Origin of the sequence: Bradyrhizobium sp. CCH5-F6 (assembly GCF_001556045.1) — a bacterium.
Lineage (GTDB): Bacteria > Pseudomonadota > Alphaproteobacteria > Rhizobiales > Xanthobacteraceae > Bradyrhizobium.
In genome coordinates this window covers 1-20,988 of sequence record NZ_LSIC01000055.1, presented here as the reverse complement: position 1 = coordinate 20,988, position 20,988 = coordinate 1, and the positions used below count along the sequence as shown (strand labels likewise).

Below are 20,988 nucleotides of genomic sequence, written 5' to 3'. Positions count from 1 at the left end.
GCCCCCGGGACGCTTTTGGAGCCATCTTATCCGCGGGGCCGTCTGGCGCGCAACCGCCAGTTGTCTGCTTGGCCGATCCGGTTGCCTGCGACTTCGGGCTTGCTTTTACTTTGCAGCGCCATATACTTTGCAATACAAAGTAACGGCGCGTAATCCCGGGAAACACGACTGAAGCGAGGTTTTGGCGTTGCCGATGCGCGATCTCGACAAGGCGCTGGCCGATATCGTGGCGATCCGCAGCCAGATTGCGGCCGGCACCGCGTTCCGCGGCTACGGCCCGGCGACGATGGCGGCGACCGGCGCGGTCGCGCTGCTTACTGCGATCCTGCAGGTCTGGCTGCTCGACGATCCCACCGGCGAGCCGCTCGGCTTCTTCATCGGCTGGTTCATTGCCGCCGCGCTCTCGGGCCTGATGATCGGGATCGAGATGCGCGCACGCTCGCGCCGTCATCATTCCGGCCTCGCCGATGCGATGATCCATCAGGCGGTCGAGCAGTTCCTGCCCGCCGGCGTTGCCGGCGTGCTGCTGGCGGTGGTGATGTGGAAGTTCGCTGCCGAGACGCTGTGGCTGTTGCCCGGCCTCTGGCAGATCCTGGTGTCGCTCGGGATCTTCGCCTCGGTCCGCTCGCTGCCGCGCAGCGTTGCGCTCGCCGGCGCCTGGTATTTCGTGTCCGGCTTCATCGTGGTGGCGCTGGCGAGCCGGACTCACACGCTGTCGCCATGGACCATGGGCCTGCCCTTCGTGATCGGGCAGTTGGTGATGGCGGGCATTCTGCATTTCGCATCGGGAGACAATGATGTCGAAGACTGACAGCGCGCCCTTCTCCTATGAAGGGCTCGACCGCGTGATCCACGAGAAGGCGCGACTCGGGGTGCTGACCTCGCTGATGGCGCATCCCAAGGGGCTGGCATTCGGCGATCTCAAGCAGCTCTGCGGCCTCACCGACGGCAATCTCAGCCGGCACCTGGCGGTGCTCCAGGAGGCAGGCCTCGTCGAGGTGACCAAGGGCTACGAGGGCAACCGCCCGCACACGACCTGCCGCCTGACCAAGGCCGGCCGCCGCCGCTTCCTCGACTATCTCGCCGTGCTCGAGCGGCTGGTGCGCGACGCGGCGAAAGCCGCCGGCCGCGAGGCGCCGGCGCTCGGCCGCCTCGGTATCGTCTCGACCTGATCCTCCACTTTTTTGACCGGAGACTTTGCAATGCAAAGTGACATCGCCTCGCGCAACGAGAAGCTTCATGTCGGCATCATCATGGACGGCAACGGCAGATGGGCGACGCGGCGCGGCCTGTCGCGTATGCGCGGCCACGAAGCCGGCGTCGAGACCATCCGGCGCATCGTCGAGGCCGCGCCCAAGCAGGGCATCGGCACGCTCACGCTCTATGCTTTCTCCGCCGACAATTGGCGGCGGCCGAAGGCCGAGGTTGCCGCACTGATGACCTTGCTGCGCTTCTATCTCGCCAACGAGGTGCAGAGCCTGGTCAAGAATGGCGTACGCCTGACCGTCATCGGCCGCCGCGACCGTCTGCCCGAAGGCATCGCCACGGCCATCGCTCGCGCCGAAGAGGCCACCGCCGATGGCGGCACGCTGCATTTGCGCATCGCCGTCGATTACTCCGCGCGCGACGCCATCCTCAATGCCGCGGCGAAGGCGGCCGCGCTGACCAGCTTGACCCGCGAGGCCTTCTCGCAACTCGTCACCGGCGAAGCCGGCCTTCGCGACGTCGACCTCATCATCCGCACGTCCGGCGAGAAGCGGCTCTCGGACTTCCTGCTCTGGGAGGGCGCCTATGCCGAGCTTCACTTCACCGAGCGGATGTGGCCCGAATTCGACGCGGGCGACCTTGCCGCGGCGCTCGCCTCCTTCCACGGCCGCGAGCGCCGGTTCGGCGGTCTTCAGGCGATCATGCCTGAGGAGGTGCCCTCACTGTCACGGGTATGACGCCAGCATGAAGTAGCGAGCTTTCTCAGCCATGTCCCGGCCTCGGCGGCAGGAAGTCCCCATCTGGCAAAGTGACTGCCATGTTCGTCATACGCGCATTGATTTGCGCCTGGCACGGATCCTGCTCTAATCTCCCACGATGCGGTGTCCGCAGCGATGGGAGCTTTCTGCGATGCGCGCGGTCCTGGACTATTGCACCGGCGGAACGGAGCGGCAGATTGCCGCCGGCACGATCATCGTCGCAGAGGGTGGCACCACCGGCCATCTCTACGTGCTGATGCAAGGCAAGCTCGAGGTGCTCAAGGGCGAGATGGTGGTCGCCACCGTCACCGAGCCGGGCGCTGTGCTCGGCGAGATGTCCGTGCTGCTCGGCCAGCCGCACACCGCAACCGTGCGGGCCTGCTCCGACGCTGTCGTCTACGAGTTCGAGGATGCTGCCTCGTTCCTCCAGAAGGAGCCGGGCGTGGCGCTGCTGATCGCAAAGATGCTGGCGCAGCGGCTCAACGTCGCCAACACCTATCTCGCCGATCTCAAGCGGCAATATGCCGGCCACGGCACGCATCTGGCCATGGTCGGCGAGGTCTTGCAGAGCATGATCAACCTTCCGCCGTTGGAGGTCTCGCCAGGATCGGATCGGGAATCCGATCCAAGAATGTGAGCCAGTCGGGCGGCGCCTCGATGGGCGCGGCCGGGCGCTTCAGGGGTGCATTCAGGTCGATCCACTGCGCCTCGCCGGCCGCGAGCCAGAACGCCTTGTCCGCATCGAGGTCCAGCACGATGTAAGCCGGCGGCCGGCCCGGTTGCAGGCCGGTGTTGAAGACCCAGGTCTGCCCCAGCCGGTCGAACCACGAGCCGCCGGTGATGAATGGCGACTGGTGCACATGGCCGGAGATCACCATCGACGGCTGGTGCTGCATGATCCATTGCACCAGTTCGACGTCGCCGAAGAAGCGCTTGCCGCCCCAGCTCGTCGGTGAATCCGCCGGCGGCGCGTGATGTGCCCAGATCAAGCGCCGCGGTCGGCCAGCCGCGGCGTCAGCGAGCTGCGCGACGATGCGCTGCTTCACCAGCGGCCCGTCCCACCATGGGCATACCACGAACATCGTGTCGCCGATGGTGAGGCTGTCGCCGTCGCAGGCGATCCCGAGCTCACGCACCTCCGAAATCCAGCGCGAGATCTTCTCGCCTTCCGTGTTGCGCTCGTCGAGATCGTGATTGCCGGAGCAGAGGATCACGCGGGTCTTCGCCGCAAGCAGCGCGAGGTACTTCTTCACCACCACGATCTGGGCACGAAAATCCACGATCGAGCCGATGTCGAGCGCATCGCCGGCGAAGATCACGAGGTCGAATTGCGGCGCCGCGCTGACCAGCCAGTCGAGCTGAGGCAGCGAATAGTGCAGGTCGGCCACGACCAGGCAACGCATCGAAAATCCGTTGGCAGGAGCTGAGAATGTCTGGGAATTCCGGACGTTATGAAGCAAGAAACGGACCAGCATGGGTCGCTGTCTTCGCGCCATCATCGCGAGGCTGGACCGGATCAATGAATTCTGATGTCTTGGCGCGTCCCGATGCGGATGTCCATATGACCCCTTTCAAGACCATTCGCGCCCGCGCCGAGAAACGCAAGGGCGGGCCCAAGGCGCTGGAAAAGCTGTTGCCGGCAAAGCCGGACCTCAAGCGGCTGGCCAAGCTCGGCGATGACCGTATCCTCGCCGAGATGACGAAACGGGTGTTCTGCGCCGGCTTTGCCTGGAGCGTGATCGATTCGAAATGGGACGGCTTTGAAGACGCCTTCCTGAATTTCCAACCGGCCGAGCTCACCTTCCAGCCCGAAGATTACTGGGACGGCCTGCTGCGCGACGCGCGCATCGTGCGCAACGGCGCCAAGATCATGTCGGTGCGCGACAATGCCGCTTTCGTCCAGGAGATTGCGAAGGAGCACGGCAGCTTCGGCAGGTTTCTGGCGAAGTGGCCTTCGTCGGACGAGATCGGCCTGCTAGATCTCCTCAACAAACGCGGCAGCCGTCTCGGCGGCAACACAGGTCAGATGCTGCTGCGCTTCGTCGGCTGGGACGGTTTCGTGACGTCCAGGGACGTCGTGGCTTGTCTCCGCGACGCAGGCCTCGACATTGCCGAAGAGGTCAAGTCGAAGGGCGATCTCGCCCAGGTGCAGGCGCAGTTCAACGCCTGGGCCGAGGAGACCGGCATGCCCTACACTTATCTGTCGCGCATCTGCGCGCTGTCGGTCGGCGAAAATCGCAGCGATCATTAGCTCAAGTGAAACCAGGGGAACAAAATGGCCAAAGCCTATTGGGTTGCCACCTACCGCGCGATCAAGAATCCCGATGCGATGGCGGCCTATGCCAACGTGTCGCGCCAAGCCATCGAAGCGGCGGGAGGTCGTGTCATCGCGCGCGGAATGCCGGCTGCTGTCTTCGAACTCGGCCAGATGGAGCGCGTGGTTCTCATAGAGTTTGACAGCGTCGAGAGCGCCAAGGCGGCGTATGCGAGTCCAGCCTATCAGAAGGCGCACGATCTGCTCGGAGACGGCGCCGACCGCGACATTCGGATCGTCGAAGCTGTCGAATAACGCGCTACTCGGCAGATCGTGTGCATCCTGTGGCGCTCCCGCGCCTTAAGCGCGGCGGATGAAACTCGTGGTCACGAATTGGATTCCTGAGGAACATTTGTGCGCAGCACCTGTTCGGGAATTTGAGCGAGGCGCATACCGGCGCAGGGAACGCCTGCCCTGGCTCATCTCAATGAAACCCGAATGATAGAACGGAGCAGCTCATGAAGCTCACATCCGAACAGGTGAAGCAGACCGTCAACCAGCTCGGCGCTCAGGTGCTGCCCGACGAGCATCCCGCCATGCCGCAGCTCAACAGCATGTTCGGCGATCACACCTTTTTCGTCGATGAAACGGGCCTCAAGGTCCTCGAGCCTACGCCGTCGCCCGGCGCCGATCGCCAGAGCGGCGAGGTCGTCAGCCTCGCCGATTGGGGCGATTCCGACCTGACTCGCCTGATGGCACACGAGCCCGAACCGACCGGCGTGATCGTGGTGTTCGAGCACGCGAGACATTGAGCGGCGATCGCAAATCGCCCTCACCGGTGGCGGGATCTGAGAATCCCGTCACCGCCAGTCGTCCACAGCCAACGCGCTGTCGCGCTTCCTGACGTGGTGACAGGTCGCTCGCAGCAATCATGCTTGGAGCGGGATCTCGATGGCGATACGGGTACCTGGGCCCCTCGTGCTCTCGAGTCGCAGGCGCCCGTTCAGCGACGAGGCCACCAGATTGAACGCGATGTGCAGCCCGAGGCCGGCATGACCACTCTCCCGGCTCGTCGTGACGAACGGATCGAAGATATGCGCCTGCAAGTCCTCGGGGATCCCGACGCCTTCATCGGCGCAGACCAGCCGGACGGATTTCGGGTCGGGTTGGCTGACGGTGATGACAAACTTGCCGCCTCTCTTGTCAGGATAGGCATGCCCCGCGCTATTGAGTGCGAGATTGCTGATCACCTGAGCCAGCGCTCCGGGGTAGCTGTTCAGCTTGATTCCCGCCGGGCACTGGACGTCCACCGTCAGGGCATGGTGCGCCAGCAATGGCCCGAGCTTGGACATCAACTCCGACAGCCACTCCTGGAGCTCGAACGTCCGCCGGTCCTCATCGGCCTGATGGACGGCGACCTGCCTGAAGCTGTGCACCATCTCGGATGCGCGGTGCAAACTGTCGGAGGTCAGGCTGAGCCCCTGCTTGAGCCTGTCGATGCCCTTGGTCAGATCTGACCGCCGGACCGATGCTCCGCCCAATGCGTCCGCCATTGCTTGCAGATCGGTCTGCATGGTGGTCGAGGTCGTCAGGGCGAGGCCTAGCGGAGTGCTGACCTCGTGCGCGACGCCGGCCACCAATTGCCCGAGTGAGGCGAGCTTCTCCGCCTGCACGAGTTGCTCCTGCGTCGCGCGGAGATCGCGCAGCGATCTTTCCGAGCGTTCCTTTTCCCGCTGCAGCGCCTCGGACGTGCGAAATTGCTTTCGTGCCCGGTACTCGCGCGCAGCCACGGCATAGAGCGACAGGGCGTAGGCGTTGCCGACGAGAGAATGATTGATGAATCGCAGTCCCGTCGGCAGCGTTGGCGCGAGCGCCTCGGCGACCAGCAGCGCCACCCACGACAGCAGGCAGAAGATCGCGAGCGAGCCGATCCGCAACGGCAGCATGGTCGAGACAAACAGGATGATCATCATCATGCCGGGCGCGGCGAAGGTGAAGCCCGACGGCAGCACGAGATAGATGCTGGGCAGGATGCAGCCGGGGATGACGCAATAGATGAGGAAAATCGTCTCCGCCCATGGCTTCATCCAGCGACGTGACAGCAGTGCGGTCAGCGGAAGCAGGATGAAGACCGCCGTGCCGCCGCGGATCGCCAGCGTGGTGGGGACCACTTCCGGGTAGAGAACCCAGTCCCACAGCGTGTAGCCGGCATAGGTGGCGGCGCCGAGCAGCATCGCGATCTGCGTCCAGCCGAGACTGCCCCGGACGTACTGGTCGACAAACCGCCGCTCCTCGATGCGATCTTCAAAGCGCAGTCCGAGGCGTATCAATAAGGCAAGCATTCCAACATCAATCGCGAAAAAGGCGTGTGTGGTGTCTCTACGACAGGATTGGCGCCGCGTCGCGGTCAAAGATGCCGCGCTGGCTGGAGGGGCCCTGCGGCACCCTTCAAATGCCCAACGTCAGCTGCGGCTCCGCGTCGTCCCCGAGCTGGAGCGAGGACAGCGAGACCCCGAGCAGCCTGACGGGCTTGGGCAGCGGCATCTCGATCTCGAGCAGGGCGCAGGCCAGCCGTTCCAGATCGCCGGGGCCCGCAACCGGCGCTGTGACGGACCTGCTGCGCGTGATGATCTCGAAGTCGAAGAATTTGATCTTCAAGGTGACGGTGCGGCCCCGGTTGCCGGTCGCCTCGCAATGACGCCAGACCTTGTCGACCAGCGGCTTGAGCTGGACGGCCAGCGAGTCGAGCTCGGTGAGATCGGTCGAGAACGTGGTCTCCGCGCCGATGGACTTGCGGATCCGGTTGGCGCGGACCGGCCGTTCGTCGACGCCACGCGAGATCCAGTAATAATACGCGCCCGACTTGCCGAAGTGCGCGTTCATGAACTCAAGCGTCTGGTTGCGGATGTCGAGACCGGTGAACAGGCCGAGCGCATTCATCTTCGCAGCTGTCGCCGGGCCTACGCCATGGAACTTGCCGACCGGAAGCATCTCGACGAAGGCCGGTCCCATCTCCGGCGAGATCACGAACTGCCCGTTGGGCTTGCGATGATCGGAAGCGAGCTTGGCCAGAAACTTGTTGTAGGAGATGCCCGCCGAAGCGTTGAGGCCTGTCTCGGCCTTGATCTTCTCGCGGATCCGCAGCGCGATGTCGCGCGCCAGCGGGATGCCTTGCAGGTTTTCCGTCACGTCGAGATAGGCCTCGTCGAGCGACAGCGGCTCGATGATGGGCGTGTGCTCGGCAAAGATCTCGCGGATCTGCCTGGAGATCGCCTTGTAGATCTCGAAGCGCGGCTTGACGAAGATCAGATCGGGACATTGCCGCTTGGCCGTCACCGATGGCATGGCGGAGCGAACGCCGAACTTTCGGGCCTCATAGCTGGCAGCCGCGACGACGCCGCGCTCCGAAGAACCTCCGACCGCAACCGGCTTGCCGCGCAGCTCCGGATCGTCGCGTTGTTCCACCGACGCATAGAAGGCATCCATGTCGATATGGATGATCTTGCGGACGGGCAAGGCTTCGCCGGTCGCCGTGTCGGATTCGGTCATGAAAAAGATGATACAATCGGCTGAAGTGAAGTGCGAGGTGATGGATGCTCCAGTTGTTGGTCTTCGTGGCGGGCGTGTTCGGCATCGGCTGGCTGATCGGGGCGACCAATCTCCCGGGAGAGTGGTATGCCGGCCTCGCCAAACCGGGCTTCGTTCCGCCGAACTGGGCGTTCCCGATCGCCTGGACCATTCTTTACATCATGATCGGCATTGCGGGTTGGCGGACCTTCCGCCGTGAACCCAGAGGCAAGGCGATGCTGGCCTGGGCTGCGCAAATGGCTCTCAACTTCGCCTGGTCTCCGGTCATGTTCACGATGCACCAGATCGGCGCTGCGCTCGTCATCCTGATCTGCATGTTCGTCGCGATCGTGATCTATATCGGCCTGGAGATGTCGCGAGACAGGCTGGCCGCCGCATTGTTCGTGCCCTACGCCGCCTGGGTCGCATTTGCCGGCGTGCTCAATGCGGCCATCTGGCGCTTGAATTGAGACGTTCAGTTTCAATCAAGTTCAAAGAGCGGTCTCAGGCTTGTGAGTGGCAGGCATGGGCACGCGACCTAATATGAGTGCGCGGAGGACAGCCCATGCAATACAGCTCCGAGCTCATTCAGACCATGCGCCACGCACTCGAGACCGTGATGACGAGCGTGCCGGCTCATCAATCGGTGTTCGGCCTGAAAGCGGCCGTCGCCGAATGCATCCTGAAGGCCGCCGCGCACGGCCAGACGTCATATGACGGACTGGTGGCGTCCGCCTCGGACCAGGTCCAGGCGCTCATAGCGATGCTGACGTGAGGGCCGGCTGGAAAACGGCTGGTAGCACTGGCGCACCCGACACGATTCGAACGTGTGACCTTTGCCTTCGGAGGGCAACGCTCTATCCAGCTGAGCTACGGGTGCAGTGATGCCTCATGTAGCTGATTGGCGCGGGCCGGGCAACCGCTTCTCGTCGTATCGCCGTTGAGCCGGTTTGGGCCGGGGAGGGGCCGGAACCCCCGCAACTTCGGCCGACCGGAGCTGCCCCTGGCTTCGCCATCAGGCCACAGCGGCCACGGGCGCGGCGTAGCCGGGACCGAACAGCTTCCGGACCTCGCTGGCCGGCTTCGGCGCGCTGAACAGATAGCCCTGCATCTCCGTGCAGCCGAGCGTGCGCAGCATGTCGCGTTGCGACTCGGTCTCGACGCCCTCGGCGACCGTGGTCATGTTGCTTGCCGCCGCGATGTTCACCACCGCCTGCACGATGACCGGCGAGCCGCTGGCCTCGGCGATGTCGACGACGAAGCAGCGGTCGATCTTGATCTTGTCGAACGGGAAGCGCTTGAGGTAGCTGAGCGAGGAGTAGCCGGTGCCGAAATCATCGAGCGCGATGCGCACGCCGATCGCACGGAGCTGGTGCAGGATCGAGAGGGCCGCCTCGTCGTCGCGGATCAGCACGGCCTCGGTGATCTCGAGCTCGAGCCGGCGCGGGTCGAGGCCCGAGGCGGCGAGCGCGCCCGCGATCCGCAAGGCCAGCGTGTCGCATTTGAGCTGCACCGGCGAAACGTTGACCGCGACGCGGACATGCGCAGGCCAGGTCGCGGCCTCGTTGCAGGCCATGCGCAGCACCCAGTCGCCGAGCTCGTTGATCAGGCCGGTGTCCTCGGCGACCGGAATGAACTCGGCCGGCGACACCATGCCGCGCTCGGGATGTCGCCAGCGCAGCAGCGCCTCGCAGCCCGAGACCTCGCCGGAGCGCAGGTCGACCAGGGGCTGGTAGTGAATCTCGAAGCCGCCGTCGACCAGGGCCTGGCGCAGATCCTGCTCCATGGCGAGGCGCGCCTTGGCGCAGGCATCCATCGCCGGCTCGAAGAAGCGATGGGTGCGGCGGCCTTCGGCCTTGGCGCCGTACATCGCGAGGTCGGCATTCTTGATGAGCTGATCCAGATCGGAGCCGTCTTGCGGTGCCAGCGCGATCCCGATGCTGGCGTCGGTGGAGAGCTGATGGCCGAGACAGTGATAGGGCTGCCGGATCGCCTGGTAGATCCGCGTCACGAACGAGACCACGTCGGCGGAGGACTGGATCCCGGTCTGGATGACGGCGAATTCGTCGCCGCCAAGCCGCGCGATCAGATCGCCCTCTGCGAGGCAGCCGCGGAGACGGCCAGCGATCGCCTTCAACAGCTCGTCGCCGACGTGATGGCCAAGCGAGTCATTGATGCCCTTGAACTCGTCGACGTCGATGTAGAGCAGCGCGAACTGGCAGCCATCGGCGGCCTTCGCCAGCTCGCGTTCGATCTGCTCGCGGAACAGCGTGCGGTTCGGCAGGTCGGTCAGCGCGTCGTAATGCGCCAAGTGCGCGATCTTCTCGTCGGCGCGCCGTCGTTCGGTGACGTCCTCGACGACGTTGATGATGTAGCGCGGCTCGCCGGACTTGTCGCGGATGCCGATCCTTCGCGAGGTGATGTAGCGCCGTCCGATGGATGGGGTGTTCCAGATGTGCTCATCCAGGAACAGCCCGTCCGGCGATTGCAGTAGCCTGTCGTCATCCCGGGTGATGACCTCGGCAGCATCCGCCGGATAGAGCTCGAACGCGGTCTTGCCGACGATCGTCCCGTCAGATTCCACGAGCTGGTCCTCGGCGACCCGGTTGGCCAGCAGGTAACGCCGCGTGCGGGCGTCCTTCACGGTGATCCGCGAGGGAATGTGGTCGATGATCTCGCGCAGGAAGGTGTGGTTGCGGTCGCGCTCCTGTTCCAGGTTGCGGCGCTCGGTGATGTCTTCGATCGTGGCGACCCATCCACCCTGCGCGAGCGGGGTATTGATGACCTGGAAGGCGCGGCCGTCGGCCAGTTGATGAGTTCTCGTGGAGACCGTGCCTTCGGCGACGATCCTCATGACGTCGGCGCAAAACTCCTCGACATCGCCGTCGAACGCGCCGCGCTCCTTGCGGTGGTACATCGCCTCGCGGATGTGGCAGCCGGGCTTGATGACGTCGTGAGACAAGCCGAACATGTCCGCATAGCGGCGGTTGCAGGTGACGATGTATCCGGCAGCGTCGTACAGGATCAACCCTTGCGACATGTTGTTGAGGGCAGTATCGAGCCGGAGTCTTTCGGCTTCGAGCCGCTGCTGGGCGTCGCGGTTCTGTCGCTTGATCTGGCGAATGATCAGATAGAGGATCAGCGCGATGATGGCGGCCGAAAGCGCGGCGGTCGTGACCATGAAGCCGGTCTGCTGCCGCCAGTCCGCAAGGGCTGCCGCCGTGGTGTTGGTGGCGACGATGACCAGCGGGAAATGCGTCAGCGACGCCGCCGAGCCGAGTCGGTCCTCACCGTCGACGGGGCTCTTGCCGCGAAGCGTGTGCTGACCGCCCTTGGCCAGCACCTTCTGCATCAGTGGCGCGTCCTTGAAATTCCGCCCGATCAGCTCTTCGCGATGCGGATGGCGCGCCAGCATCTTGCCTTCGCGGTCGAACAGTGAGATCGCCGTGCCCTCGGCCAGCGCGACCGATGCGAAATATTGCCGGTAGCTGTCCGGGTCGATCCGCCGGACCATCGCGCCGAGGAAGGCGCCGTCCGCTCCGTTCAGCCGGCGCGCGACGACCGTGGTCAATTTGCCGATGATGAAGCTGCGGACGGATTCCAGCTGCACCGGTTCGGACTGCGGATCCGTCTTGAACGCCTGGAAGTAGGCGCGCGAGGAGACGTTGATCTTGGGCAGCGGCTGAGGCCGCGACCAGTTGATCAGGTCGCCCTCGGCATCGTAGATCGCGATGTCGCCGAGATAGGACACCGGGCTGATCTTGCCGCGCAGCATCTGGTGCGCCGCAGGTCCCGACATGCGCTCGCGGAACATCTGGGGCGAGGCGATGTCGGGCAGGTTCATCTGCCCGATCAGATCGGCGGCGACGACGTCGGAATCCTCGAACTGCTGATCGAAGTGCCGCGCGATCAGCTGCACCGTGTTTTCAAGCTCGCGTTCGCGGTTGGCGAGGGTCCGCTCGCGAAACTCGCCGACCGCCATGGCCGTCACGATGAAGATTCCCGCGACCAGCAACACGCCGCACAGGGTCAACCACAGGACAGGACCACGCCGCGCCAAGGCCTCCCAGCCGTTCCTTGCGGCTAGAGACGTTCCGGCGGTCACCGTGGAAAAGACCTGGCGCATTCCCCCTCCCTGAAGGAACAGGAATACACCGCACAAATGGCGCAAAGCTTAGGAAAACCAGTTACCTAAGCATTAATCCGGTTGCGTAATCGCGTCCGTGTGCAGCTGCGCGTGCAGCAATCGCTACACCGCATCATTAATCGCGGCTTAATGCGAACTGCCGGCGCTTTTGTCGCCGGCCGGATTGCGCAGCCGTCCGACCACGCCGGTCGGGAAGAAATAGACGCTGGCGATGAACAGCAGCCCGAGCCACAGCAGCCAGCGGTCGGGATGCAACAGCCCCGGCAGCAGCGGCAGGCCGGCTTCGTCCGCCGCCTTGGAGGCAACGCCCATCAGCGACTGCAAATAGTTCTGGGCGAGAATGAAGATGCTTGCGCCGATGACTGCGCCGTAGATCGTGCCCATGCCGCCGATCACGACCATCAGCAGGATGTCCAGCATGATCGAGAAGCTGAGCGAGGTGTCGGGCCCGGCATAGCGCAGCCACAGCGCGTTCAGGATGCCGGCGCTGGCGGCGACGAGCGCGGCGAGGCAGTTGGCGTAGGTCAGATGGAATACGGTGCGGAAGCCGAGCGCCTCGGCGCGGAAGCGGTTCTCGCGGATCGCCTGGAGCACGCGGCCGAACGGCGAGTTCACGACACGCAGCAGCGCGAGGATCATCAGCGCCGAGATCGCGAACACCAGATAGTAGGTCAGGATGCGGCCGTTGATCTCGAAGCCGAACACGCCCTTGGAGATCAGCACCGTGCCGGGCCGCAGCAGTTCCGGCAGCTGAAAGCTGCGCCCGTCCTCGCCGCCGGTCAGCCAGGACAGCTGCGAGGCCAGCACCTGGAAGGCGGAGGCGACCGCGAGCGTGATCATGGCGAAGAAGATCGCGGCGACCCGCAGTGAGAACAGCCCGATCGCGAGCGCGAGCAGAGCCGCGAGCGGCAGGCCCACGACGATTCCGGTCGCGACCGCCGCCCAGTTCGGGCCCATCCCGTACAGCGCGATCGCGATCGCGTAGCTGCCGATGCCGTAGAACATGGTGTGGGCGAACGACACCGAGCCGGTATAGCCGAGCAGGAGGTCGTAGGAGGCGACCAGCGCGGCGAAGACGCAGATCTTGGCCGCGACGTTCAGCGCCTTGGCACCGGGAAACAGGAACGGCGTCGCCGCCAGCGCCAGGATGATGACGACGAGAACGAGCGTGAGCACGCGGCTCCGCGGCGGATCGCCTGAGAGGATCATCATCGGCTGGTCACCGCATAGAGGCCGCGCGGCCGCCACATCAGAATGGCGACCATGAGCAGGATGTTGGAGACGAGAGCGAGTTTCGGCACCAGGAAGCCGCCGTAATTGGCGACCATCGCCACCAGGATGGCGCCGATGAAGCAGCCGCCGATCGAGCCGAGGCCGCCGATGATGACGACGATGAAGATGAGCACCGTAAGGTCGTCGCTCATGGAAGCGTGCACCTGTTCGCGATAGAGCGCCCACATCACGCCGCCGAGACCCGCCAGCGCCGATCCCGTCATGAACACGCCGAGGAACAGGCGGCGGATGCGATAGCCGAGCGCCTCGACCATCTCGCGGTTCTCGACGCCGGCGCGGATCAGCAGACCGACCTTGCTGCGATTGAGCACGAGCTGGATCGCGACGAATATCGCGAGGCCGATCAACATCGCCAGCACGCGGTATTTGGCGATCGCGACGTCGCCGAGGATGAACGAGCCGCGCAGCGAGGTCGGCAGCGGCATCGGGATGATCTGCGGCCCCCACAGCGCGTACAGCGTCTGCTCCGCGACGATCAGGCCGCCGGTCGTCATCAGGATCTGCTTCAGATGCTGGCCGTAGACGGGCAGGATCAGCACGCGCTCGACCACCAGGCCGAGCGCGCCGGACACCGCCATCGAGAGCAGCGCGGCCGGCGCCAGCACCGCGAGGTTCATCCAGAGCGAGTCGGCCTGGATCGAGGCCGCGAACGGCGCCAGCACGAGAGTGGCAACATAGGCGCCGACGGCGATGAAGGCGCCGTGGCCGAAATTGAGCACGTCCATCAGGCCGAACACCAGCGTCAGCCCGGAGGCCATGATGAAGATCATCATGCCCATGGCGAGGCTCGCCACGGTCAGCGTCAGCCAGGACGAAGTCGATCCGATCAGCGGGATCATGAGAAGGGCGAGCGCGACCGGCAGCAGGATCGGCGCGAGATCGCGCTTTGGCTTCGGCAGCGGATCGGTTGCGGCGAGGTCACTCACTGATGTGTCTCCAGACTGAGGCCGAGCAGCCGCTCCTGCAGCGGCACGTCTGCGGCGAGCGCCGCCATCTCGCCGCGATGGACGATGGTGCCGTTGTCCATGACCAGCACGCTGTCGCCGAGCTCGCGGGCGGCAAAGAAATTCTGCTCCACCATCAGGATCGTGGCGCCCTTTCGCTTGATCTCCTTCAGGCATTCGATCAGCGCCATCACGATCGCCGGCGCGAGTCCCTTGGTCGGCTCGTCGATCAAGAGCAGCTTGCGCGGCTCGATGATGGCGCGCGCGATCGACAGCATCTGCTTCTGCCCGCCCGAGAGGCTGCCCGCGCGCGACAGCCAGAAGCGGCGCAGCGCCGGAAAGAATCCGAAGATCCAGTCGAGCTGGGTGTCGTCGAGCGGCCCGTCGCGGGCCGCGAGCACCAGGTTTTCCTTCACCGTGAGATCGGAGAACACCGCCATGCTCTCCGGCACATAGCCGACGCCGAGCCGCGCGATGTCGGGTGTGGCGCGGCTCTCGATGCGTTCGCCGGCGAGGGTGATCTCGCCGTGCGAGGCCTGCCAGAGGCCCATGATGGTGCGCAGCGTCGTGGTCTTGCCGGCGCCGTTGCGGCCGAGCAGCATCGTGACCTGGCCCTGCGGGACGGCGAGATCGATGCCCTGGAGAATGTGATAGCGCCCGATATGGGTGTGCACGCCGGAGAGTTTGAGGAGATCGCTCATGCGGCACTCTCTGCAGCGTTCTTGGGCGCGATGCCGAGATAGGCTTCCTGCACGATCGGCGAAGCGATCACTTCCGCGGGCGGGCCGTCGGCGACGAGCTGGCCGTTATGCAGCACGATGATGCGGTCGGCGAGCGAGCGCACCACATCCATCTTGTGCTCGACCAGGAGGATGATCTTGCTCCTGTCCTGCTTGAGCTGCGCGATCAGGTTGAGGACGACAGGCACCTCGTCGATGCTCATGCCGGCGGTCGGCTCGTCGAACATGAATACTTTCGGCTCCAGCGCGATCATCAGCGCCACTTCGAGCTTGCGCTGGTCGCCATGGGACAGCGCGGTGGCGGCGACGCCGCGGCGATTGCCGAGCGCGACCTGGTCGAGGATGGCGTCGGCACGCGCGATCAGGTCGCGGCGCACCATCCAGGGCCGCAGCATGTCGTAATGGGTGCCGCTGGCAGCCTGCACCGCGAGGCGGACGTTCTCTTCCACCGACAGGTTCGGGAAAAGGTTGGTGAGCTGGAAGGCGCGGCCGAGGCCCGCGCGAGTGCGCATCGGCGCGGACTGTTCGGTGATGTCTGCGCCGCCAAACAGGATGCTGCCGCTCGATGCGCGCAGCTGGCCCGAGATCAAGTTGAAATAGGTGGTCTTGCCGGCGCCGTTCGGCCCGACGATGGCGGTGAGCTCGCCCGGGCGGAACGTGCAGGAAACGTTGTTGACCGCGACATGGCCGCCGAAGCGGATGGTCAGGTCGCGGGTTTCGAGGGTGAGGGGCATTGAGGTCTGCGAATGATGAGATGAGAGTGTGACCGCTGGCACCGCTGCGCTCCCTCCCCCGCTTGCGGGGGAGGGCTGGGGAGAGGGTGTTTCAGCAATCGAGAACCCCCAAGAGGAAAAACCCTCTCCCGGCCTCTCCCGCAAGCGGGAGAGGTGAAGCAAGAACGATCAGCGCTTGTTCTTGATCGGAACGTTCATGTCCTCGATCTTCAACTCGCGCACCGGCTCGAGCACGGCCCAGGCGACGTTCGGATCGACCTTGACCTTGAAGTGATACATGCTCTGAAGCGCCTGATGGTCTTCCTTCCGGAACACCATCTTGCCCTTCGGCGTGTCGAACTCCAGGCCTTCCATCGCCGTGATCAGCTTCTCGGTATCGGTCGACTTCGCCTTGGTGACGGCGGCGACGACCGACATTGCGGCGGCAAAGCCGCCCGCGGTGAAGAAGTCCGGCGGCGCGTTGAAACGCTTCTGGTGCTCGGCCACCAGCCAGTCATTCACCGGGTTCTTCGGGATGTCGTAGAAATAATAGGTCGCGCCTTCCATGCCGGGCAGGCTCTTATAGGCGGCGAGCGCCGGCAGGATGTTGCCGCCGGTGGAGAGCTCGATGCCGTAGCGCTTGGGATCCATGTCCTGGAGCTTGGCCAGAGGATTGCCGGCGCCGGCCCAGATCACCCAGATCACCTTGCGGCCGGGCTTGTCCTTCAGCGCGTCGAACAGGCGCTGGCCGACGGCGGTGAAGTCGGTGGTCGAGGTCGGGGCATATTCTTCGGCGGCCAGCGTTGCGCCGGTCTTGGCGAGCGCCTCCTTGAAGGCGGCGACGCCGTCACGGCCGAATGCGTAGTCCTGCGCCAGCGTCGCCACGGTGACGCCCTGCTTGCCGATCGCGACCGCGTTGGAGATCGCGTCCTGCGACGAGTTGCGCCCGGTGCGGAAGATGTAGCGATTCCATTTCTCGCCGGTAATTTGGTCCGCAACCGCGGGCTCGACGATCAGGATCTTCTTGTTCTCCTCGGCGACCGGGAGAATGGCGAGCGCCGCGGCCGACGAGGTCGTGCCGATCGCGATGTCGGCCTTGTCGTCCTGATAGGCTTCGGCGAGCGCGGCCTTGGCGAGGTCCGGCTTGCCCTGGTCGTCCTTGGTGATGACGACGATCTTGCGGCCGTCGAGAGTCATGGTGCCCTTGGTGGCGTATTCAAAGCCCATCTTCAGGCCGGTCTCGGTCTGCTTGGCATAGGCCTCGAGCGGACCGGTCTTGCCATAGATCAGCGCGATCTTGAGATCGTCGGCCTGTGCGCAGGTGCCTGCGCCGAGCGCGAGGATGGTTGTTGTTATGATGAGTGATCGACGCACGATGGTCCCTCCTGATCTGAAGTTTCTCGGTAACAGCGATTTGCACAAGCTTGCGAACATTGCAATTGAACCTTCCGGTGGAGCGGGCTGGCCTTTGCGGGCGTGCATCATTTTTAGGCCTGCCTCGCTGCGGCGGCCTCGACCTGGCGCCAGTCGGACTGCGCTTCCTCGGCGCTTTCGAAGATATGCGGCGCGACGCCGCGTTTCTCGAGGGCTTCACCAAGCTTAATGCGCAGGAAGCCCGACGTGGTGTAGCGCGACACGCCGGAATAGAAGCGGTCGACGAGGCTGCGGACCATGGCTGAATAATCGTCCATCAGCTCCGGCAGGATGGAAAAGTTGTCATAATTGACGATGGCGTAGACCCGGCGTCCGAGCGGCGCCAGGCGAGCCTCGACGAGGGACGCGATCGTGTCGATCTCGGCCTTGCTGCGTAGCGGATAGCGTTCCAGGTTGACGAAGAACAGGTTCTGCTGCTCGTCCAGCGTGAAGCGCTGGTCGAGCGGGATGGTGAGCAGGCGCTCGCGCAAATCCATCAAGCCCTCGCCGAAGATGCGCGCGTCCATCAGGACAGGATCGCGCGGGATCAGCGGCCTGAAATCCATCAGGCGCAGGATGTCGCGCTCGATGTCGATGCCGGGCGCGACCTCCGTCAGCTCCAGCCCGTCGGACCTGAGCTCGAACACGCAACGCTCCGTGACATACAGCGTTCGCTGCTTGCGCGCGGCGGCAAACGGGCCGCTGAAGGTGACGTGCTCGACGCTGTCGACGAATTTGCGGGACTTCGCCTCGTCGAGGATGACGAGCTTTCCGTCGTTCACCGCGATGCGCTGCTTGCCTGCGCCGAACGTGCCGACGAAGATGACCTCCTTGGCATTCTGGCTGATGTTGATGAAGCCGCCGGCACCCGCGAGCTTGGGCCCGAACTTGCTGACGTTGAGATTTCCGGCGCGATCGACCTGGGCGAGGCCGAGAAAGGCCGCATCCAGGCCGCCGCCATCGTAGAAGTCGAACTGGTACGGCTGGTCGATCACCGCCTGCGTGTTGATCGCCGCGCCGAAATCGATGCCGCTCGCCGGGATGCCGCCGATCACGCCCGGCTCCGCCGTCAGCGTGATGAGATCGATGATCCGCTCCTCATTGGCGACCGAGGCGATGCCCTCGGGCATGCCGATGCCGAGATTGACGACGCTGTTGGCCTTCAGCTCGAGGGCGGCGCGCCGCGCGATGATCTTCCGCTCGCTGGTCGGCATCACCGGCAGCGAGGCGGCGCGGACGCGGATCTCGCTCGAGAAGGCCGGATTGTATTGCGTGCCGAACGTCTGCCAGTGGTTCTCGGGCCTCGCCACCACGACGCAGTCGACGAGAATGCCGGGAATCTTGACCTGGCGCGGATTGAGGCTGCCCGCCTCGGCGACGCGTTCGACCTGCGCGATGACGATGCCGCCGGAATTATGCGCCGCCATGGCGATGGCGAGCGCCTCCAGCGTCAGCGCCTCCTTCTCCATGGTGAGATTGCCGTCTGGATCGCCCGTGGTGGCGCGGATGATCCCGACCTGAATCGGGAATGTCTTGTAGAGCAGGCAGTCTTCGCCGCCGATCTTGATCAGCTCCACCATGTCCTCGGTGGTGCGTGCGTTCAGCTTGCCGCCGCCGTGCCTGGGGTCGACGAAGGTGCCAAGGCCGACGCGGGTGATGTGGCCCGGCCGATGCGCGGCAATGTCGCGGAACAGATGCGTGATCACGCCCTGCGGCAGGTTGTAGGCCTCGATCCGGTTCGCGATCGCGAGCTGCTGCAATTTGGGCGCAAGGCCCCAATGTCCGCCGATCACCCGCCGGACCAGCCCTTCATGACCGAGATGATTGAGGCCGCGCTGCTTGCCGTCGCCTTGTCCGGCCGCATAGACCAGCGTCAGATTGCGCGGCTTGCCCTGCGTATAGGGCGCATCGTCCTCGTGGGACAGATAGAGCTCCTCCAGCGCGATCGCGATCTCCTCGGCAAAGCCGATGCCGACGAAGCCGCCAGTCGCCACCGTGTCGCCGTCGCGGATCAGCATGACGGCTTCGGACGCCGAGACGACCTTTCCCTTCTCGGAATTGCGCAGGTAGGGCAGAGCTGGGTGATGGCTCACGGCGTTCCTCCCGCTCCCTGGACCGATGCCTTGTTGGGCTTGATCTTAGCGCGGGGAGCAGTCCCGGAACAGGCTGCTCCTCGCGATGAAAGACAGCACAGCGGAGAGCAAGGTCTGCGCCAGATACCGCCGCATCGCGCAAAGCGGCTGAAACTCGCGGCAATTACCGCATCGGCGGCGGGAAGCGCAGCCGGGCGCGGTGTCCGGATTCCGAGACTCCGGACAGTCCAATGTCTCGAAACTCAGACGGGAGCCGATCCCGAAGCGAGGCCGAACTTGGCAAGCTTCTTGTAAAAGGTCGCGCGCGAGATCCGCAGCATTCTGGCGGCCTCGGTGATCTGGCCCTTGCTGGCGGCGAGCGCCTGTTCGAGCGTGTGCTTCTCGAACTCGGCCTCGGCTTCGGCATAGGGCACCACGATTCCGGCCGGGCGCGCGGGCGGTGCGAGCCTGACCTCGGTGTCGACGGGGAGGATGCGCGCGACATCCTCGCCGGTCAGCCGCCCGGAATCGCTGAGGATCAGTGCGCGCTCGAGGATGTTGCGGAGCTCGCGAACGTTACCCGGCCAATCATACCGGGCGAGTGCGCTGAGTGCGCTCGGCGTGATCTTCGCCTTGACGTAGTCGCCCGACGCGCTGATGTCCTCGAGCAGCCGGGCGCAGATGTCAGGGAGATCGTCCAGGCAATGACGGAGGGGCGGCAGGTCGACTGAAAGCACGTTCAGACGGTAGTAGAGATCGGCGCGGAATGTGCCGTCGCTGACGCGCTTGCGCAGGTCCATATTGGTTGCGGCGATGACGCGGACGTCGACCCTGGTGACCTTGTCCGAGCCGAGCGGCTCGATCTCGCGCTCCTGGAGCACCCGCAGCAGCTTTGCCTGGAGCTGCAGCGGCATTTCGCCGATCTCGTCGAGGAACAGCGTGCCGCCGTCGGCAATGCGGAATTTGCCCTCGCGCCCCCTGCGGTCGGCGCCGGTATAGGCGCCCGGCGCCGTGCCGAAGAATTCCGACTCGATCAGCGTGTCCGGGATCGCAGCGACATTGACGCTGACGAACGGCTTCTCCGCACGGGAGGAGGCGTTGTGAATCGCCTGGGCCAGCATCTCCTTTCCCGTGCCGGTCTCGCCGGTGAGCAGAACCGTGACGCTCTGCCGCGCGGCTCGGCTTGCGATCTCCTTGGCCCGCGCGATTGCCGGCGTCGTGCCGACGAAATCGGCGAAAGTGAAACGCGCCGCGCGGGCGTTGGACAATTGCCGCCGCGCCAGCCGTAGATCGCTCTCGAGCTGGGTGACGCGGGCGAGCAACGGCTTCAGGCTGTCGAGATGATCATAGAGCACGAATCCGATCGCGCCGATCACCGTCCCGTTCTCGTCCTCGATCGGCATGCGGGTGACGACGAGCTGCTCGCCGCCGAGCTCCATGATGTCGAGCAGGATCGGCTCGCCGGTCTCGGCCACCTTCCGCATCAGGCTGTTCGGGATGACCTCCTCGATCGGCCGGCCGATCGCCTCGCTGGTATGGCCGAGGCCGAGCGCGGCAAGATATTTCTCGTTGACGTACACGACGCGTCCGCCGCGATCGATCGCAATCGCTCCTTCGCAGAGCTTCTCCAGCCGCTCGAACAGCGTCTCCATCGCGCGGGCGCGGAGATAGGCGGGATCGCTGATCGAGGAGGAAGCGGACATGACATGCCTCGGGGAGGTCCGCCCGTGTATTAGCAAAAGGTCAGCAATTTCAAAGGGGGAATTGAGGGCTGAGGTGCGGGCCAAACCCGCCACTGTCATGCCCCGGCTTGACCGGGGCATCCAGGGCGGATTCAACCGTTCGTCGCAACACTTCAGCGAAGGAGGTTGCGATGGCGAG

At 64.8% G+C, this 20,988-nt stretch carries 20 protein-coding genes and 1 tRNA gene; 9 read left to right on the top strand and 12 right to left on the bottom strand.

Annotated elements, in window-relative coordinates:
* Positions 1–193: 193 nt before the first annotated feature.
* The 4 genes from AX729_RS09740 (at position 194) to AX729_RS09725 (ending at position 2,601) form a co-directional block, all read left to right on the top strand.
* Entirely contained in the window at positions 194–811 is a 618-nt protein-coding gene (locus AX729_RS09740; protein WP_061022379.1) for a hypothetical protein, read from the top strand.
* Positions 798–1,172 carry a transcriptional regulator gene (locus AX729_RS09735; protein WP_061022466.1) on the top strand — a complete coding sequence of 125 codons (375 nt, stop codon included), beginning with the start codon at positions 798–800 and terminating at the stop codon, positions 1,170–1,172. The genes AX729_RS09740 and AX729_RS09735 overlap by 14 nt, the downstream gene beginning before the upstream one ends.
* Positions 1,173–1,202: 30 nt before the next feature.
* Positions 1,203–1,943, top strand: a complete 741-nt coding sequence (locus tag AX729_RS09730; RefSeq protein ID WP_061022378.1) for a di-trans,poly-cis-decaprenylcistransferase — start codon at positions 1,203–1,205, stop codon at positions 1,941–1,943.
* A gap of 172 nt (positions 1,944–2,115) precedes the next feature.
* A complete protein-coding gene (locus AX729_RS09725) occupies positions 2,116–2,601 on the top strand; it encodes a Crp/Fnr family transcriptional regulator (protein WP_061022376.1) in 486 nt (161 codons plus the stop codon).
* Here the strand turns inward: AX729_RS09725 and AX729_RS09720 are convergent.
* Positions 2,540–3,367 (bottom strand): metallophosphoesterase family protein, encoded by an 828-nt coding sequence (locus AX729_RS09720; protein WP_061022374.1) that lies wholly within the window; start codon positions 3,365–3,367, stop codon positions 2,540–2,542. The two genes, AX729_RS09725 and AX729_RS09720, sit on opposite strands and share 62 nt — an antisense overlap.
* A gap of 158 nt (positions 3,368–3,525) precedes the next feature.
* On the opposite strand from AX729_RS09720, the gene AX729_RS09715 reads away from it, so the two are divergent.
* The 3 genes from AX729_RS09715 to AX729_RS09705 all read left to right on the top strand — a co-directional run bounded on the left by AX729_RS09715 (position 3,526) and on the right by AX729_RS09705 (position 5,030).
* Positions 3,526–4,215, top strand: coding sequence for a DNA-3-methyladenine glycosylase I (locus AX729_RS09715; protein WP_061022372.1), 690 nt, complete (start codon positions 3,526–3,528; stop codon positions 4,213–4,215).
* A 24-nt stretch (positions 4,216–4,239) separates the two neighbouring features.
* Positions 4,240–4,533 carry a DUF1330 domain-containing protein gene (locus AX729_RS09710; protein ID WP_061022370.1) on the top strand — a complete coding sequence of 98 codons (294 nt, stop codon included), beginning with the start codon at positions 4,240–4,242 and terminating at the stop codon, positions 4,531–4,533.
* Positions 4,534–4,736: 203 nt separating this feature from the next.
* Positions 4,737–5,030 carry a hypothetical protein gene (locus AX729_RS09705; RefSeq protein ID WP_061022368.1) on the top strand — a complete coding sequence of 98 codons (294 nt, stop codon included), beginning with the start codon at positions 4,737–4,739 and terminating at the stop codon, positions 5,028–5,030.
* 117 nt (positions 5,031–5,147) lie between these two features.
* Here AX729_RS09705 and AX729_RS09700 read toward each other — a convergent pair whose 3' ends face one another.
* Together AX729_RS09700 and dinB are read right to left on the bottom strand one after the other, a co-directional pair.
* Positions 5,148–6,560, bottom strand: coding sequence for a sensor histidine kinase (locus tag AX729_RS09700; protein ID WP_061022366.1), 1,413 nt, complete (start codon positions 6,558–6,560; stop codon positions 5,148–5,150).
* 106 nt (positions 6,561–6,666) lie between these two features.
* Positions 6,667–7,767 (bottom strand): DNA polymerase IV, encoded by a 1,101-nt coding sequence (gene dinB / locus AX729_RS09695; protein ID WP_061022364.1) that lies wholly within the window; start codon positions 7,765–7,767, stop codon positions 6,667–6,669.
* Positions 7,768–7,811: 44 nt separating this feature from the next.
* On the opposite strand from dinB, the gene AX729_RS09690 reads away from it, so the two are divergent.
* Both AX729_RS09690 and AX729_RS09685 read left to right on the top strand, forming a co-directional pair.
* Positions 7,812–8,255, top strand: coding sequence for a TspO/MBR family protein (locus AX729_RS09690; RefSeq protein ID WP_082770398.1), 444 nt, complete (start codon positions 7,812–7,814; stop codon positions 8,253–8,255).
* A gap of 95 nt (positions 8,256–8,350) precedes the next feature.
* A complete protein-coding gene (locus AX729_RS09685) occupies positions 8,351–8,560 on the top strand; it encodes a hypothetical protein (protein ID WP_061022362.1) in 210 nt (69 codons plus the stop codon).
* Between the two features lie 28 nt (positions 8,561–8,588).
* Here the strand turns inward: AX729_RS09685 and AX729_RS09680 are convergent.
* The 9 genes from AX729_RS09680 to AX729_RS09640 form a co-directional block, all read right to left on the bottom strand.
* Positions 8,589–8,665: transfer RNA gene (locus AX729_RS09680), tRNA-Arg, on the bottom strand.
* Between the two features lie 135 nt (positions 8,666–8,800).
* Complete coding sequence (locus tag AX729_RS09675) at positions 8,801–11,911, bottom strand: bifunctional diguanylate cyclase/phosphodiesterase (RefSeq protein WP_061022360.1); 3,111 nt, start codon at positions 11,909–11,911, stop codon at positions 8,801–8,803.
* A gap of 147 nt (positions 11,912–12,058) precedes the next feature.
* A complete protein-coding gene (locus AX729_RS09670; RefSeq protein WP_197433567.1) occupies positions 12,059–13,144 on the bottom strand; it encodes a branched-chain amino acid ABC transporter permease in 1,086 nt (361 codons plus the stop codon).
* Positions 13,141–14,151 carry a branched-chain amino acid ABC transporter permease gene (locus AX729_RS09665; protein WP_061022356.1) on the bottom strand — a complete coding sequence of 337 codons (1,011 nt, stop codon included), beginning with the start codon at positions 14,149–14,151 and terminating at the stop codon, positions 13,141–13,143. Before AX729_RS09665 ends, AX729_RS09670 begins: the two co-directional genes overlap by 4 nt.
* Positions 14,148–14,870: an ABC transporter ATP-binding protein gene (locus tag AX729_RS09660; RefSeq protein WP_061022354.1), complete on the bottom strand. Its 723-nt coding sequence runs from the start codon at positions 14,868–14,870 to the stop codon at positions 14,148–14,150. The genes AX729_RS09665 and AX729_RS09660 overlap by 4 nt, the downstream gene beginning before the upstream one ends.
* Positions 14,867–15,643: an ABC transporter ATP-binding protein gene (locus tag AX729_RS09655; RefSeq protein ID WP_061022352.1), complete on the bottom strand. Its 777-nt coding sequence runs from the start codon at positions 15,641–15,643 to the stop codon at positions 14,867–14,869. Before AX729_RS09655 ends, AX729_RS09660 begins: the two co-directional genes overlap by 4 nt.
* Before the next feature lie 168 nt (positions 15,644–15,811).
* Complete coding sequence (locus AX729_RS09650) at positions 15,812–16,996, bottom strand: substrate-binding domain-containing protein (RefSeq protein WP_061022350.1); 1,185 nt, start codon at positions 16,994–16,996, stop codon at positions 15,812–15,814.
* A gap of 113 nt (positions 16,997–17,109) precedes the next feature.
* The gene (locus tag AX729_RS09645) at positions 17,110–19,128 is read right to left on the bottom strand and encodes an acyl CoA:acetate/3-ketoacid CoA transferase (RefSeq protein WP_061022349.1); all 2,019 of its coding nucleotides are present in this window, start codon (positions 19,126–19,128) and stop codon (positions 17,110–17,112) included.
* Between the two features lie 242 nt (positions 19,129–19,370).
* Positions 19,371–20,810 carry a sigma-54 interaction domain-containing protein gene (locus AX729_RS09640; RefSeq protein WP_061022346.1) on the bottom strand — a complete coding sequence of 480 codons (1,440 nt, stop codon included), beginning with the start codon at positions 20,808–20,810 and terminating at the stop codon, positions 19,371–19,373.
* Positions 20,811–20,988: the final 178 nt, after the last annotated feature.